This is a genomic window from Aeromonas sp. 6P (genome assembly GCF_051919525.1).
Taxonomy (GTDB): Bacteria; Pseudomonadota; Gammaproteobacteria; order Enterobacterales; family Aeromonadaceae; genus Aeromonas; species Aeromonas veronii.
This window is the reverse complement of sequence record NZ_JBQBEO010000002.1, coordinates 2,731,727-2,745,898: the sequence shown is the minus strand read 5'-3', so window position 1 is coordinate 2,745,898 and position 14,172 is coordinate 2,731,727. Positions and strand designations below refer to the sequence as shown.

16 protein-coding genes and 1 pseudogene are annotated in these 14,172 nt (G+C 41.3%); 13 read left to right on the top strand and 4 right to left on the bottom strand.

Features of this window, described 5'->3' with window-relative positions; all coding sequences use genetic code 11:
• The first annotated feature begins 18 nt into the window (after positions 1-18).
• On the top strand, positions 19-1,503 hold the full coding sequence (locus ACTG2J_RS12755; RefSeq protein WP_439997558.1) for a recombinase family protein: 1,485 nt from the start codon (positions 19-21) through the stop codon (positions 1,501-1,503).
• A 57-nt stretch (positions 1,504-1,560) separates the two neighbouring features.
• Here ACTG2J_RS12755 and ACTG2J_RS12750 read toward each other — a convergent pair whose 3' ends face one another.
• The gene (locus tag ACTG2J_RS12750) at positions 1,561-2,208 is read right to left on the bottom strand and encodes a recombinase family protein (RefSeq protein WP_439997557.1); all 648 of its coding nucleotides are present in this window, start codon (positions 2,206-2,208) and stop codon (positions 1,561-1,563) included.
• Between the two features lie 697 nt (positions 2,209-2,905).
• Positions 2,906-3,364 (bottom strand): hypothetical protein, encoded by a 459-nt coding sequence (locus tag ACTG2J_RS12745; RefSeq protein ID WP_439997556.1) that lies wholly within the window; start codon positions 3,362-3,364, stop codon positions 2,906-2,908.
• A gap of 372 nt (positions 3,365-3,736) precedes the next feature.
• Between ACTG2J_RS12745 and ACTG2J_RS12740 the strand changes: the two genes are divergently transcribed.
• The 3 genes from ACTG2J_RS12740 to ACTG2J_RS12730 all read left to right on the top strand — a co-directional run bounded on the left by ACTG2J_RS12740 (position 3,737) and on the right by ACTG2J_RS12730 (position 7,182).
• A complete protein-coding gene (locus ACTG2J_RS12740) occupies positions 3,737-3,937 on the top strand; it encodes a hypothetical protein (protein ID WP_408836044.1) in 201 nt (66 codons plus the stop codon).
• 70 nt (positions 3,938-4,007) lie between these two features.
• Positions 4,008-5,966 carry a DEAD/DEAH box helicase family protein gene (locus ACTG2J_RS12735; protein ID WP_439997555.1) on the top strand — a complete coding sequence of 653 codons (1,959 nt, stop codon included), beginning with the start codon at positions 4,008-4,010 and terminating at the stop codon, positions 5,964-5,966.
• Between the two features lie 229 nt (positions 5,967-6,195).
• Positions 6,196-7,182, top strand: a complete 987-nt coding sequence (locus tag ACTG2J_RS12730; RefSeq protein WP_439997554.1) for a BT4734/BF3469 family protein — start codon at positions 6,196-6,198, stop codon at positions 7,180-7,182.
• Between the two features lie 56 nt (positions 7,183-7,238).
• On the opposite strand, the gene ACTG2J_RS12725 is transcribed toward ACTG2J_RS12730, so the two are convergent.
• Positions 7,239-8,354 (bottom strand): DUF3800 domain-containing protein, encoded by a 1,116-nt coding sequence (locus tag ACTG2J_RS12725; protein ID WP_439997553.1) that lies wholly within the window; start codon positions 8,352-8,354, stop codon positions 7,239-7,241.
• A 436-nt stretch (positions 8,355-8,790) separates the two neighbouring features.
• Between ACTG2J_RS12725 and ACTG2J_RS12720 the strand changes: the two genes are divergently transcribed.
• The 9 genes from ACTG2J_RS12720 to ACTG2J_RS12680 all read left to right on the top strand — a co-directional run bounded on the left by ACTG2J_RS12720 (position 8,791) and on the right by ACTG2J_RS12680 (position 13,880).
• Entirely contained in the window at positions 8,791-9,087 is a 297-nt protein-coding gene (locus ACTG2J_RS12720; protein ID WP_439997552.1) for a hypothetical protein, read from the top strand.
• Positions 9,080-9,418 (top strand): hypothetical protein, encoded by a 339-nt coding sequence (locus ACTG2J_RS12715; protein ID WP_439997551.1) that lies wholly within the window; start codon positions 9,080-9,082, stop codon positions 9,416-9,418. The genes ACTG2J_RS12720 and ACTG2J_RS12715 overlap by 8 nt, the downstream gene beginning before the upstream one ends.
• Positions 9,411-9,569 (top strand): hypothetical protein, encoded by a 159-nt coding sequence (locus ACTG2J_RS12710; protein ID WP_439997550.1) that lies wholly within the window; start codon positions 9,411-9,413, stop codon positions 9,567-9,569. Before ACTG2J_RS12715 ends, ACTG2J_RS12710 begins: the two co-directional genes overlap by 8 nt.
• A gap of 393 nt (positions 9,570-9,962) precedes the next feature.
• A complete protein-coding gene (locus ACTG2J_RS12705; RefSeq protein ID WP_439997549.1) occupies positions 9,963-10,169 on the top strand; it encodes a hypothetical protein in 207 nt (68 codons plus the stop codon).
• On the top strand, positions 10,169-10,603 hold the full coding sequence (locus ACTG2J_RS12700; protein WP_439997548.1) for a hypothetical protein: 435 nt from the start codon (positions 10,169-10,171) through the stop codon (positions 10,601-10,603). Before ACTG2J_RS12705 ends, ACTG2J_RS12700 begins: the two co-directional genes overlap by 1 nt.
• Positions 10,604-10,722: 119 nt before the next feature.
• On the top strand, positions 10,723-11,376 hold the full coding sequence (locus ACTG2J_RS12695) for a hypothetical protein (protein WP_439997547.1): 654 nt from the start codon (positions 10,723-10,725) through the stop codon (positions 11,374-11,376).
• A complete protein-coding gene (locus ACTG2J_RS12690) occupies positions 11,377-12,027 on the top strand; it encodes a hypothetical protein (RefSeq protein WP_439997546.1) in 651 nt (216 codons plus the stop codon).
• A gap of 219 nt (positions 12,028-12,246) precedes the next feature.
• Positions 12,247-12,795: a YfbU family protein gene (locus ACTG2J_RS12685; RefSeq protein WP_439997545.1), complete on the top strand. Its 549-nt coding sequence runs from the start codon at positions 12,247-12,249 to the stop codon at positions 12,793-12,795.
• Between the two features lie 68 nt (positions 12,796-12,863).
• On the top strand, positions 12,864-13,880 hold the full coding sequence (locus ACTG2J_RS12680) for a hypothetical protein (protein ID WP_439997544.1): 1,017 nt from the start codon (positions 12,864-12,866) through the stop codon (positions 13,878-13,880).
• Between the two features lie 42 nt (positions 13,881-13,922).
• Here ACTG2J_RS12680 and ACTG2J_RS12675 read toward each other — a convergent pair.
• Positions 13,923-14,153, bottom strand: a pseudogene (locus ACTG2J_RS12675) (MmcQ/YjbR family DNA-binding protein); the annotation flags it as partial.
• Positions 14,154-14,172: the final 19 nt, after the last annotated feature.

Genomic DNA, 14,172 nt, shown 5'->3' with positions numbered 1-14,172 from the left:
TTCTCAGGTAAAAATCTAATGAAAGCATGGCTTTACGCTCGATTTTCATCAAGTCAGCAAGCGGATGGCGACAGTATAAACCGCCAGGTCAAAGCAGCCCAGCAATGGTGCAGTGCAAACGGAGTCGAGCTTCAAGAAACGAGCTTTCGCGATCTAGGTGTCAGTGGCTGGAAGTCGATCAAGCGTCCTATGTTCGAGCAGCTAATCAAAGCTATGTCAGAGGGCAAGATTCCACGTGGTAGTTATGTGCTGTTTGAGTCAACAGATCGGCTTAGTCGTCGCGGCTGGCGTCATACGCAAGAGCTGATACGCACAATCACCTGTGTCTATGACTGCAAGTTAGTGATCCTCGATAAGGGACAGGTCTACACGAAAGAGAACGTGAATGACGTTGTTCAAAACATCTTGCTGATGGTCGCGGCAGACATGGCTGAGAAGGAGAGTCAGCGCAAATCGGATCTGGTATCTGCGGCATATAAGAGCAAGAGACAAGACGGTGATGTAAGTCGCTGGCCGTACTGGATCGACAAGACAGATAACGGCTTTGTGCTCAATGAGAATGCCGAGACTATCAGGCTGATTATCGCACTTCGATTGAAGGGTGTAGGTGCTCTTGGCATTGCGTCTGAGCTGAATAGACGGGGTATAAAGTCTTCTCGTGGTGGTAATTGGGGTCATACTTCGATCCGAGTCGTGCTGTCCAACAGTGCGCTTTATGGCACGAAAGATTTCTATTCGATGAAGACGATCAAGCAGTACGACGACAACGGAGACGAAATCAGAGTCACTGAAAATAATCTTGTTAGTAGTCAGTCAGATGTATTCCCTCCACTATGCGATTTCACGACATGGCAGCAGATTCAGATCAAAGGTGAGAAGCCGGGGAGAAAAGGACAATCGAGTCCGTTTCATAACGTGCTTTTTTGTAAGTGTGGTGCTGGGCTGTCAGTTCAGCTTGGCTCTGCTGGCGAAAGGTATCGAAAATGTTCAAGAGCAAAAGTCGGTGCTTGTGATCAACGGGCTATTCGGAACTTTGATGAAACGTTGATAGATTGCTTGGGTCGTATCACGTATGAAAGTAGCGAGACAAAGAAGTACGAACTGCCGGAACTACAGGCAAGACTTGCTAAGCTGGAAGGTGTGAAAGATGCTCTGATAGCTGCTGGTGCTGTTGACGCGCTGGTGGACGTATACAAAGACATAGCTAAGGCAAAAGACGCTGTAGCTAATGCACAAAAAATCGCCGTTGTTCCGACTATGCAAATCAAAGAAGTGTTTGCTGGCTCAGTTGATGAACAGCGAGTTGCTTTGAAGCGGGTTATTAGTAAAGTCGTTGTCAATAGGATGAAGAACACTGCAAGTATCAAGGTCTATCTGACGAACGGGCATGTGAAGATATTCGGTATAAATGTCGGGGTTAAAAAACAGTCTGGATTAAATTCCGTTGTTTCGATGACCGATACCAAGCAATTCTTGGACGAGATTAGAGAACTCAATCAATAGGCCGCGAAGCGGCCTTTTTCATGCCCGTTAAATGCAGAATGAACGGGATTTAACGGGCTATAGCCCAAGACGCTGAACAACTCGTTGGCATGTTGTGATACTGAATGCACTACCCCGTGCAGTCTTGATACCACGAGCATTCAGACTCTCGGCCATGCGTTTCAGTGTGTAGCCGTTGCGTCGCATTTCTTGAAACTCTGCTCTTAAACTCTCTGCTCTATCGTCTGCGGCTTTCTTGATGCCGTCTGTTTGAACATTGTCACGAATACCGCCCAGCTTAACGCCACGCGCTTTGGCTGCTTGTAACGCTGCTTTGGTGCGCTGGCTGATGAACTCCCGTTCTTGCTCTGCTAATGCAGCGTATAGATGAATCTGGAACTTATCAGCGAACGGCAGACAAGCAATCCGAACGTCCACCAGCTTGATGATATGAGCGACTGTTTCAACGTCACGACTTAGACGATCCACTTTGGCAACAAGTAGAGTTGCACCTGTGGCTTTGCAGAGTTCGACGGCTGCTTTCAATGTCGGGCGATCATTAAGACTGCCCTTACCAGAACGAACATCAATGAACGTTTCCAGCACTTCGGGATCAGTTGCATAGTGAGACAGAAACAAATCGGTGTCTCGTTGTTGTGCTTCTAATCCGAGTCCACTTTCACCCTGTTTCTTAGTCGATACTCGGTGATAGATAACAAATTTCATTGTCAAGTTAATCCGTTCTGTTTCTTACTCAATAAGAACATGGTAACAGGAGGCATTGGCGTTTCAACAAATGCCGAGAGACGTTTGATATGTGTATGACGTATGAAATGTGTAAGAGTTGACAGGCAACGGCAGTCCTGTTTAGTGGATTTCAGTGATAGGTGAGAGATAACAACCGCGTCGCGGCTCACATTAAGTATCATTACTACTGAAAATCATTCAATAAAACAGCGATTTTTGGTCATAAAACAATGATTTTACCGCTGCTTTTGCACTGGTATTTTCGGATATCCCTTCATGTTCTTTTTCACCAACGTGAATATTTCAGCGAGCAATCGAAGATCCATCACCGGCTCATTTTTGAAATCAACGACTAAACAATTCGACGGTGTTATTTCAGCACGGTACATATACCCCTTGTGGAATAACACCATGTTAATATCGTACCCTAAGAAGGGTATAACAATCGTGGTATTATTGTATCGATTGTCGGCCCTAGACTTCTTAAACTTTTGAATAGTGGATTTGCACCACTCTTTCATGATTCGAAGTGGATTTTGAAATCGGTATTTAAACTTGAACATATAGCTCCTTGGTAATAGGGGGGGCGTTTTATTGAGGATGTATGACCACAACACAGCCACAGTCTTCTGTCTTGTGTGAAAAATCAAAATCCTGAAAAACTTTTTTCGCTGATTTAAACTGGAATAACGATTTCACAGTCCTTTAGATACTCGGTATCTTCACGGCGAGGATGTTCTATCAACAAGTATTCTCTGATTTTATTGATATCCCCCTTGGCAATAAGCCCTTGAATTTCACGGGTCTTAGACATATGGCATGGATTACACACTGATACGAAGTTAGCACGACAACGCGCAAAATTACGACTCGGATCAAGTGACAGTTCCAGATGATGATCGACCGCAACAGCAAGACGACGACCACAGTGTTCGCATATCGGAAAATTGATTCTATGGCTCTTAGATAACGAACGCCATCCAGATGAATTATAGAAATCCATATTTGTGTCTAAGCCCTTAGCAGTTGTTTTTGAGTATTTGCGTGGCTGGTGGATTTTCTTGTGTTCTGGGCAATACCAGCCTTTCCCTTCAAAGGCATTAGTACAAGTCGGGTGGGTGCATTTCTTTAGCATGTTGGCTCCTTTTATTTTTATTTACTATCACTCTCGTGGAGCCCCAGAGAAAAAAGTTTCGGCCATAGAATTTGTATAAACCGCAGATACACGTGGTTGTGTTAGGAAGCAGTGTGTTTATATAGCCCGCCCCCCTATAAGCAGAATGTTTATTACCACAGGAGGCAGTGCTATTATAACTGCATCAACTGTGGTTAGTTGATTGATTTATTTTCCTCTGATTTGAATATTTGGTAATGTTTATCACCCTGTTTTTATGTTTTATAATAAACAGGTATTTTTCATAGTGATCCTTTTTAAAGCCAGTTCATTGAGCTGGTTTTATTTTGACCTGTGAAATTACAACATATTTTTATTTCAAAGGAGGCCGACGTGGCAGAAAAACTAACTATGAGCGCAAGAGAGCGCAACATTATTCAAACCTATGGACTGACCATTTATTCGGTCGCACTATTAGGCATGACTCGTTCTAAAGTCAGCAACCTGATTCGCAAGTACAACATTCAGATTCCGAGTGCGGCAGAGGCTGATACAAAGGTATTTGAAATCCTGAAAGAAAAACACGCCGAATAATCAGCGGGAGAAACTGAAGTGACAAATAACATTATGCGCTACCATAAAACAACTATAAAAAGGAATCACTGTGTCAAACACAACCGGAGGCAAATGTGCCAAAAAAACAGTTAGTTTAAAATTAAATGAGTTCATTTCAGATCGAGTAAATGAGCTGCCAACTACCAACGGAATGCATTTAGTTGTTGCACCGACTGGAGCTGGCAAGTCTCATGCAATGACACAGCATTCAGCGAATAATAACGGAGCTGTAATCTTTCCAGTCAAAGCTGTGATGATGCAACAAGAGCAGGAAACTGAGCGCAGAGGGATAAAGGCCAATATCTATCAACTTGAAAAATTCGATGATGAAGTAGCCGATAAAGTCGATGTTATTCATTTTGATGAATGCCAATTAATTTATGAGGGTGGATTTCGTAAAGACGTTGAGCGATTTACCGCACTTCTTATTGAACAGTCAAAGACAAAGCCAGTTTACTGCTATTCAGCCACATACTTGCAAGAGATCGATTTCATCAAGTGGGACAGTGTTACCGTTTATGATAAAGAGTTCAAACGGGAATATACCGTTATTCAAATCGAGAAAGATGACGAATTAGTATCAAGCGGCAAACAAATCAGACAGTTCAGAACGTCTTTTGCATCAGGTGTTGTTGGCGCAAGATTTGAAACAAATCTCGTTGTGCTTGTGTTTGTCAACTCAAAGAGCAAATGCATAGAAATCAGGGAAGAAATACTGGCTGCTTTTCCGCATTTGAGAATCGAGATCTCATGCAGCGAAAGCAATCAAGAGTCGGCAGTGATTCAACATATTATGAAAACGTCTACAGTAGCAGATTGTGGCGCTGACATTATTCTGTCCACCAGCTCACTGGAAGCGGGTATTAATATCAACGATCCGGTGTGTATTATCTCCGAGCAGACAGAAGCAGGAAAGGTATTCCAACGATTTGGACGCGCTCGTGGTGTTGGATATTATTATCTATTCGCAGGCAGTGGCAACGGCAGAGTAACACTGTTGAAAAACGCTGTGACGGTAACTGATGAATCGGAAGGAGTATTCTTTTCACTGAAAGACGTCGAACGAAATACACTCGGTCAATATATGAATCAATCGTGTAAATTTGATAACAGAGAACACGCTGCCGCTTGTGATCGTTATAAAAGCTACATTGAACAGTGCGACAGTCTGCGAAATACCAATACAGTATTATTTAACATAGACCGACTCGGCTACAAGTTGACGGAGCGTTATGCAGTCAACACTTCCGACAACGGTGTTAAATGTCGTCGCGGCTCGAAAATCGCGTTGTGTAAGTGCATTCGTAAGCATATCAAACTTGGTAAAAGTCAGCACGGAGAACAACTTGATGAACTTGTGAAAACAGTGTCCAGTGCATTAGACGTTGATCCTCTTACTGCAAACGTTCACATTCAAAAATTCTTTGCTTTCCGCACTCAGATGCAATTGGTGAATAATATCAGGCAAGACGCCCTTGATGTATATGAAAAGCTCACCGCTAACGGTCAGTATTTCATACTGAGCTTGAGCATGAACGAGAACAAAACTGATAACGGTGTATTCGAAAACGAGTTGATGACGCTGGTGAACGACACTGTAAAAACAGTTAGAGAAGCGGCCGGTAATATCGTTATGACTGGTGAGAAGTTGGACGAATGGTGCGATAAGTTCTGGAAAGCAGTTGTTAACGAAAAAGTTAACACTGAATGGTACGGAGACGATAACACAAGGACTCGGACTAACTTATTCAGATATTTGATGGGTTGGGTTGAGAACAAGGAACAGAAACGCTGGGAGATAATCGAAGAAAAAGCATGGTGGGACGTTGAACTTGAACTTGCCGAGCAAAAGAAATTGAGCACGGTAAAGAAAGAGCTAAAAGCTAACAATATCGAGATCAGTCAAGTATGCAAACACACAGGCATGAACATGAGAGAGTTATTGAATAGTTTTTCACCTAAGAAACTTGTCAAACACTTAAAATCTGATGCCGATTGGGGTGTGTAAACAACAACACACAATGAAAAATCGCGAAAAAATGCGCAAAAACACCATGTTACTAATATATAAGAAATACCGTTTTTGCGCAAAAATTCGCGATTTTTAAGACTAATGATAAGTGTCTTGTTCACCATGATAATGACTCAATGTTTAAAATACCATGTTCTGATAGTGAACATTTTCAAGATCATGACTTTCATGACTTTGAACATTTTTATTATAGGAGAAACGGAAAATGATTAACAATGAAATACTGGTAAGCCTGAAACTAAATCAACTTGAAAAAGGTCTCAGTGAACACTCAATCGAAAAACTGATCAAGTTGATGCGGTCTGATTATCTGAAAGAGAAGACGGAACAAATACGAAATGAGGAAGACAAGGAAGCACGAAACAAACTGAAAAACGAACTGCCGTTGGTGTTTTTTAACAATAGATACCATGATAGGAATCAAGGTGCCTCACTGTATTTGCCGAAAGACTGTCACGGTATCATGGTGATGGATCTCGATGAATATGACGAGTCTTATGTCCGATCAATTGCAAATCAAATCAGAGAAAGCTCACTCTGGCCGCACGTGTTGTTCATGTTCAGATCGCCGAGTGGTGGATTGAAGTTTGCAATCAAGACGGATGCCACTAGAGATGATAATGCGTTCCACTCTCTGGCTTATGAGAAGATCATGAAGCTATTAGAACGTATGGATATTACCTGTGAATTTGATAATAAGTGCAAGAACATTAACAGAGGCACTTACCTGAGCCATGATGCAAACGCTTATTACAACGGCAATTGCAAGACACTAGCAATTGCCGACCGTGTTCAGAAAGAATATGACAATCAGAAAAAGCGGGAAGCCGCAGACATTGAACGCATGAGACTTGAACACGCGAACTCAGACGGCATTGACACAGATCGCGCTCGCCGCTGGTATGACAAAGAAGTGCAAAAGATCATTGATTGCACTGTATCGGGATTTCGTCACCAGAACGCTTATACCGTATCTGTAAAAGCTTTCGAGATCGGACTTGATGAATCAGACGCGCTTCGTGGCCTGTACGCTTACAAGCAGGCTGGCAAGTATGTTGATGCTATGAGCCTGGAAAACAAAGTGAGAGAGGTCAAAAAACACTGGCAATCGAACGGTGCGAAAGTCTCTAACACTTTCTTGAAACAGAGCAAAGAACAGCGTCAGGCATACCTAAAATCACTATTTGTATAAAGCTGGTGGACATCTGTCCACCAGCTTTAGTCGTATTGATGAATAATCATTGATTATTAAACACAATGCTGGAGACGTCGAGCTTCTTCCATGGCTGTTAGCTCTTTTGCCTTATTCATCATTTCCTCTGTGGGCTCTGGCAAGTTTTCAAAAAACTCTAAGCTTCTGTCTTGAATTGCATCTAGTGAGATGATCGATGTCTTAGATATGTTTCTATTAACATAAACAAATCTCTCAAGCGATTTAGGTAAGTCCTTTTTTGCAATGTATTGTTTAAAGATCCATAGGTAGCAATCTACAAGCTCTAGACCTATATTTTTCGTACTGGATAGAAAAACTAAAGGTTTTGCTGGCATATTCCGTAGATCCATTACCGGTAATCCTGGGCCTATCGCCCAAGGCTGCTCTCTAATCTGATAGTAAAACTCGCTCAACTCTTTCTGAGTGGTATTGAACTGAGACTGTTGATCAACAACAATTTCAGCTCTCCGATTAGGGCCGTTAAGGCGAGCGCATATGCCATGAATTACAGACTGAAATCCTACCATGTTAGGCATTATCTGTAGTTTTTCTTTATTTTGCTTACAGTTATAACCAAGCTGTTTGAAGTGAGCATTGGCCCATCTAAGGCCGTCTGTGATCAATGTTCTTGAACGTTCATCTGGAATAACAGATACACGATTTAATAATGTCTCACATACTTCACTAAACAGGGCTTGTGATTTGTCGTCATTAGCTTCTAAACGTGCTGTCCATGCCTTTTTAGCTAGTTCATCATCAAATAGATACGCAATCTTGATTAGCAATACATATCGTAATGGCGTCCAGTATGAGGTCCATGTAACAGCAGGATTTATGCCTTGATCAAATACTTGATCATAGAAAGATATGATCGCATGGTCTTTTTTATTCACTTGCCATATATCAAATCTAAATTTGAACTGCTTCTGTAACGCTAAAATTTCGTCTGTAACCTCAGAAAGTCGATGCATTCCGAGTTCAGCAGCATGAAGACGATCCACTCCTAGTTTTTTCCTTAATTTGATAACTGTTCGTTCTGCTACTTTATTAATATCATGTTTGCATGACAAAACACCATAAGAAAGAACAGGCTGAGACTTATCAAAAAGGTTAGGGCCAGTATGCCCTGTTTCATCCACATAGAAATACATAGCAAACACCTTATATACGGAGAAATTTTAGACGACACAATCTACCATCTTCAAATGAAGATGATCATGATCTTGTTCACATTTTTATCTATAGTGTATTTTTACTTTCTGGATTCACTTTCAGAGAAAAATCTAGATAACGGGGACTGTGATGATTTCGTATAAATCTCAATAAAACGGCCCCCTTAAATAACAAGTGGGTTGGGTGCCCCACGATATCAGCTCCGCAGCCGCCTTCGGGCGGCTTTCTTGTATCTAAAATCTGCAAATTTCTGTACGGATTAATCTACTCAGGGAATAGTAGATTGGATTTTCACCGCGAAATTGTGCGCAATGAACTAAGCAATGGAATCAGCTCAGTGACACCAGCTGTAAAGGCACCTGATTAAAAGCTCCACGCGAGTTTCAATAAATAGCTCATAACAAAGGAGCTAATATGACACCCACTGAATTTCTGAACCTACTGGCAAAAAAAGCCAATATCCCAATCATTCAATCAAAAGACTTTCGTTTTATCGAATCGTCCGGCATTAGAGTTCTGGATCATCACCATAAAATAGCTATCAGTATTTCCGGCTCAGGGAAACAAGCTGTAACGCCATACCACGATCCCACCAGCGAACTGATGACAATGCTCACAGATGCATTGAAAACGAGTGCTAAGAGCCACCAGCAACGTCTGGCCGATGAACGTAATAACCACTTCAAGAATATGAGGAAGAAGAATGTTTAATATCAAATCAGGATTTCAGATCGAAGAACAAGAAATCGAACAGCAAAATGATCAACAAGAAGAACAGTTTCAAGAAGTAGCCAGCACAATTGCCCCAGAATTCGAGTCAGAGATTCGCCGCTTCATTCGTACTTGTTACTGGTACGGGCTGAAAGATGACTGGATTAATAGCCTTGAGAAGGATAAGCCTAATCCGTCATTTGCTGGTATGACAGGTATCCCGCGTGACCTGCTAGTGGATCTGATTCGTAACGAGCTGAAAGAACTTGCAGAAGTCGCAAAACGTGATCGAGAACTCGAAGAAGAACGGATCGGTAATTTGCATGTTTGATGACGAAATCGAAGAAATCGCTAGTAGCTCGCTGCCAGCGGTTTATCGCGATCTGATAGTAGGTAGCTATGATGACACTAGTGAAGTGATGGAATCGATTCCTGAGCTGTTTGGCGTAGCATTAGAGCTGGTGGATTGTTATAGCTACTAGAAGATAGTCGAGACTGATGAACTGGACAGGATTATGAGCGACGTGATCAATTATTGAACTGCTATCATATGTGTGTAGCACTTCGCGTAAGCGATTATCATTGAGTAGTATTATGATCAATACTATTAACTATAGTAATAATTATCGGCTACGCCGAAGTCGCTACGCGACGATCTTATAATGATTATTTTTTAATAATAATTATTAAGTGTTAATACTTATCGCCTGACGGCGAAATCACTTCGTGATAACTGCATTATAATTACGCCTCGAAAAACGGTAAACATTTTCGATCTAATAATTTCTTAGTTCACATTTCACACTGTTGTCAACCTTTGTTTATAGTCGTCATAATCAATGTTATGATCACTCTATCGAAACAAAGGAGACAATATGATCTATAAAACAGCGAAATCAATCGCAAATACCACCGGACAACACATCCCGAATATTTTCAAATCAATTTCCACTCTCTGCAAGCGTCACGGTATCAAACCCACCAGCATTGAATATGAAATCAAAGACAACAAACTTCACTCCCTCATGGTGAATGACATGCTATTCACTCGCGGCAAATCAAATCATTGGGAGCGTGTTTGATGAAAGGATATTACAGTAGTCTATTTGGTGAGGGTACAGAATGGACCCTTTTATGCGAAGAAACAGAATATCGGAATACATTTATCCCTAACGATACGGTGAAGTCACGGTTCAAAAACAAAACATTACTTGATTATTTTATCCGTGAATTTCAAGCGAGAGATTTAACCAATCGCTATTCAATGAAAAAAGACGGTAATAGAGTATTCTTTACCGACAGTTCAACAAGCATGATCACTTTAATCGTCGGAACCAATCACTTTCAACTTGATTTTGATTTCGGTGGTGGACTCGATTTTAGTGCAGTGTATGAAGCAGCAAAGCCAGATCGCTCTTATTACTGGAAAAACTCTGGTATTATCACAGCACCTGGACTTTATGCCGCTTTAGATATCATCATGAATCATATCACTGCCGATAATTTCAAGTGCTAATTGTTTATTGTCAGCATAACGCATGATAATATTGTTGTGTTGACGAACAACATTACTTTGTGAAAATTACATTATCTGAGGAACATATTATGACCCATTAATTTAAAGGAGACTGAAAAATGCCCATTATTGAAATCAAAACAGATAAAAAACTCACCCATTCTGAAGTCTACAACCTGATTCAAGAGTCAATCCTTGAACATATCCAAACCCGTTTTCATAAACTCGAAATCCCGTGCAGCTCTGTATACGAAACTCGTACCGGATTCCGATTCGATCTTAAACTCGGTATCACCACTGGTATTATCATCGAGAATGGCCACGTTTTTATTGAAGACCTTATTGAAGGCGAACTGAGTAAAAGCAAAGTAATCACATTTGAAGGCGACCGATTCCGAATCATCGGCACTAATTACCACAGCACCGCTATCGTCAGCGAGATTGTTGATGTTCTGCTTGATGAATTCGATCACGTCAAAGGCCAAGAGCTATACGACAAAGTGAACATGACCGATCTGAGTAACATCGCTTGGATGTTCGGTGAGAAACTCCGCTGGGCTACACCAGATGCGGTATATATCGATGACGCTGATCCGAATTTCCATGTAATCATTGAAGCTGACGGCCACCTGATTTCTGTTCACGCTGAATTCGAAATCGACAATAAACCGGTGTTCGAGATTATCAGCCGTCATTGTGCCCTGCCCGCAAAAGCTGTGCGACTCACTATGAAACGGTTCCGTGGTGCTTATAACAGTGTGGAGGGCGTTTAAATGGAAATGAAAAAAATATCCGAAAAAGAAATGAATGATTACGCCCTTGAATATTACATGAATCCCGTTATCGATAGCCTAGAAGACCTAGGCTATCTAATCAGCGATGTTATTATCGGCACAAACATTTGTTCAGTTGATACTCCATTCGGCAAACTGATTCTTGAACTAGAAGGTCCAACTACTGGCATAGGGGAATTTATTCTTCAAGATGAAGATCAGATTAGAGCGTCACTTGTTCGATTTGCTAACAATGAATACCACGTCCGTACTGACAGCTATCAACAAGCATTGGTCGCAGAAATCGCCGGAACTCTTAATCGTGACCACACGCCGAGCATTGAATCTTGTAAACATGAATCAATTCCTCTGACCGATTTACATAACGTAGCTTGGATGTTCGGTACTGAGCATAAAGTTGATCGTGATGTTATTTTCGTGAAGGTCGATGATCATATCAGCGTCCAGCTAGAAATCGATGACGGTTGGTTCACTGTTATACCAGTGATTGAAGATTATGAAGATGGTTTTTGTTTCAATATAAGCAGGTATGATTGCCTGCCCGCTCGCACTGTTGAAAATTTGAAATCAAAATGCCGAGAAATTTATGCTGATGTACTTGCTAAACAGGTGTCAGAATTGATCGATTAAAGGCCCCGAAGGGGCCTTTATTGTTATAGCTTAGTTAAAAACACTATAAGCCTTAAGTATATGAAAATACACTTGAACATCATTCTATATTTCTGCTGCATATGTTTTTCATAACGCCGAAGTGTGATCACTACATATGTTGTATCTATTTGACTCTTGTCTCGTTTTTGGCACATTAGACAGTGTAAGCTAAGGGCTTTTCACAAGGAGGCAGTTAAGATGCAGTTTACACCTGAACAAAAATTGATCATTGGTCTTTTGTGTGATATCCACAAAAATTTGAACATTCGTAATGAATATGATGCCGAGATGATTTCGGATGCAATTCTGAGCGGCAATGAGTGGGCTATAGACCATGAATATGGTCAACATCTCGGCTCAGAGATTCAAGACCCTCGCTTTAAATTTGTGTCTGATGTTATGCAAATGAGCTTGGTTATTGAAGGCTCATATAATCAGATGACAGAAGCGGATAAGGCCACTATTGCAGAAGGCACAAGATTTAATCCGGCTAAGGTGTTCGTTGGTTTTGATGGAAATAATGAAAGTGAATACATGTCTTGTGCTCAGTTTTATGTTCATAAACTAAATCGATTCGCTATGTTCAAGGAGAGAGAGTTTAACTCTCATTCTGAAATGGTTGGGGCTTATCATCGAATGTTAGCAGTGTTCAATGAAGTATATGACCCTGTTCACGGTGCAGATCGCCTTAGTGCTGAACAGATCATTGCTATAATGAATGAAAAAATCCATCCGGCAAATCGCTAGAGTGTAATGTATTGGGGTGAGAGCCCCAATACATAATTTATTTAAGTTAATAACTGGTGCGCTCCAATATGAGTATGGCAAATATTTTTCAAAAGTTATCAAAGGATCAAGATAGACGTGGTAGATGTTTGCATTATGATAAAGGCGAGCGTTGCAATGAAATAATATCTGCTCATTCCATACAAAATAAAGGTCAGCTATCACAAATTGCAGAAGGTAACCATGTATATTGTTTAAGTGGTGACCTTTCAATACTTAAGAAAACTGGTGGCAAGCCAATGCTTAAGAAAACGGGCATTAAAAAAGCTTCTACTTTTGATGGGTTCTGCCAGTTGCATGATAATAAATTATTTGAACCAATTGATAACTTTCCTTTCGTCTATGATAAAAAGCAAATTGCTTTGTATGCCTATCGGTGTATTTGTAGAGAACTTTTTGTAAAGGAAAATGCCGTTTCAGTTTTAGAAAAAGTTGTAGTTCATCCTACATTGGATCCTGATTGGAAGCCTATGATTCATGGCTCATTGATAGGGAATAAAAGGGGGCTTTCAAATCTCATGTATCATAAAAATGCTTATGATTATGCCCTGATCAATGAGAAATATGAAGATTTTGAATTTATATGTTTTGATTCGACCTCTCAGTGTAACGCTCAGTTTTCTGGACTTTTGTATCCGGACTATGACTTTGATGGCAACTTTTTACAGAATGTAGGCATAGGATTTCTACCGTTAGATTTAATCACTTTTTTCACTGCACCGGTTGAAGGTGGATGGGTATTTGGATTCGCGTGGCATGTATCAAGTGAAAAAACGTGTATGTCTTTAATTGATTCACTTGCAAATAATATCCGTAATGGAAAAAGACTAGAGGACGTGATATTCAGGTTCGCATTAACATGTTGCGAGAACCACGCAATTAGAATTTCTTGGTGGGACCAGCTAGGTGATAAAGCAAAAAAAGCTTGTCTTGAAAGAATGCATCTAATGGCAAGCCCAACGGAGCCAGTGCCTCCAGATTACTTGGTATCTGGTTGTGAGGGCATAGCAGATTGGGATTTCAATCATGTGCATCCGAGCTGGTAGTCAGCTTTATAAATGCAGCAATCAGGGTGTGTATTATTGACAGTGTAACTTGTTCATATGCCAGCCCGGTTTGACCTCGGGGTGGATCTCGCGCAGCAGCAACGCCAGCTCGGGCTCACATTTGAGGTTGATGGTAAGCGGCTCGGCCTGCCAATCCACCAGCGCGAACATCTTGCCCGCGATGCGGTAGACCAGGATCTCCGGGCCAAACGGGGTATCTTCGGTGGCGCCCGGCAGGGTCAGCAGAAAGTGGCGCAAACGGGTCAAATCCATGGAAAGTTCTCGCGCAAGG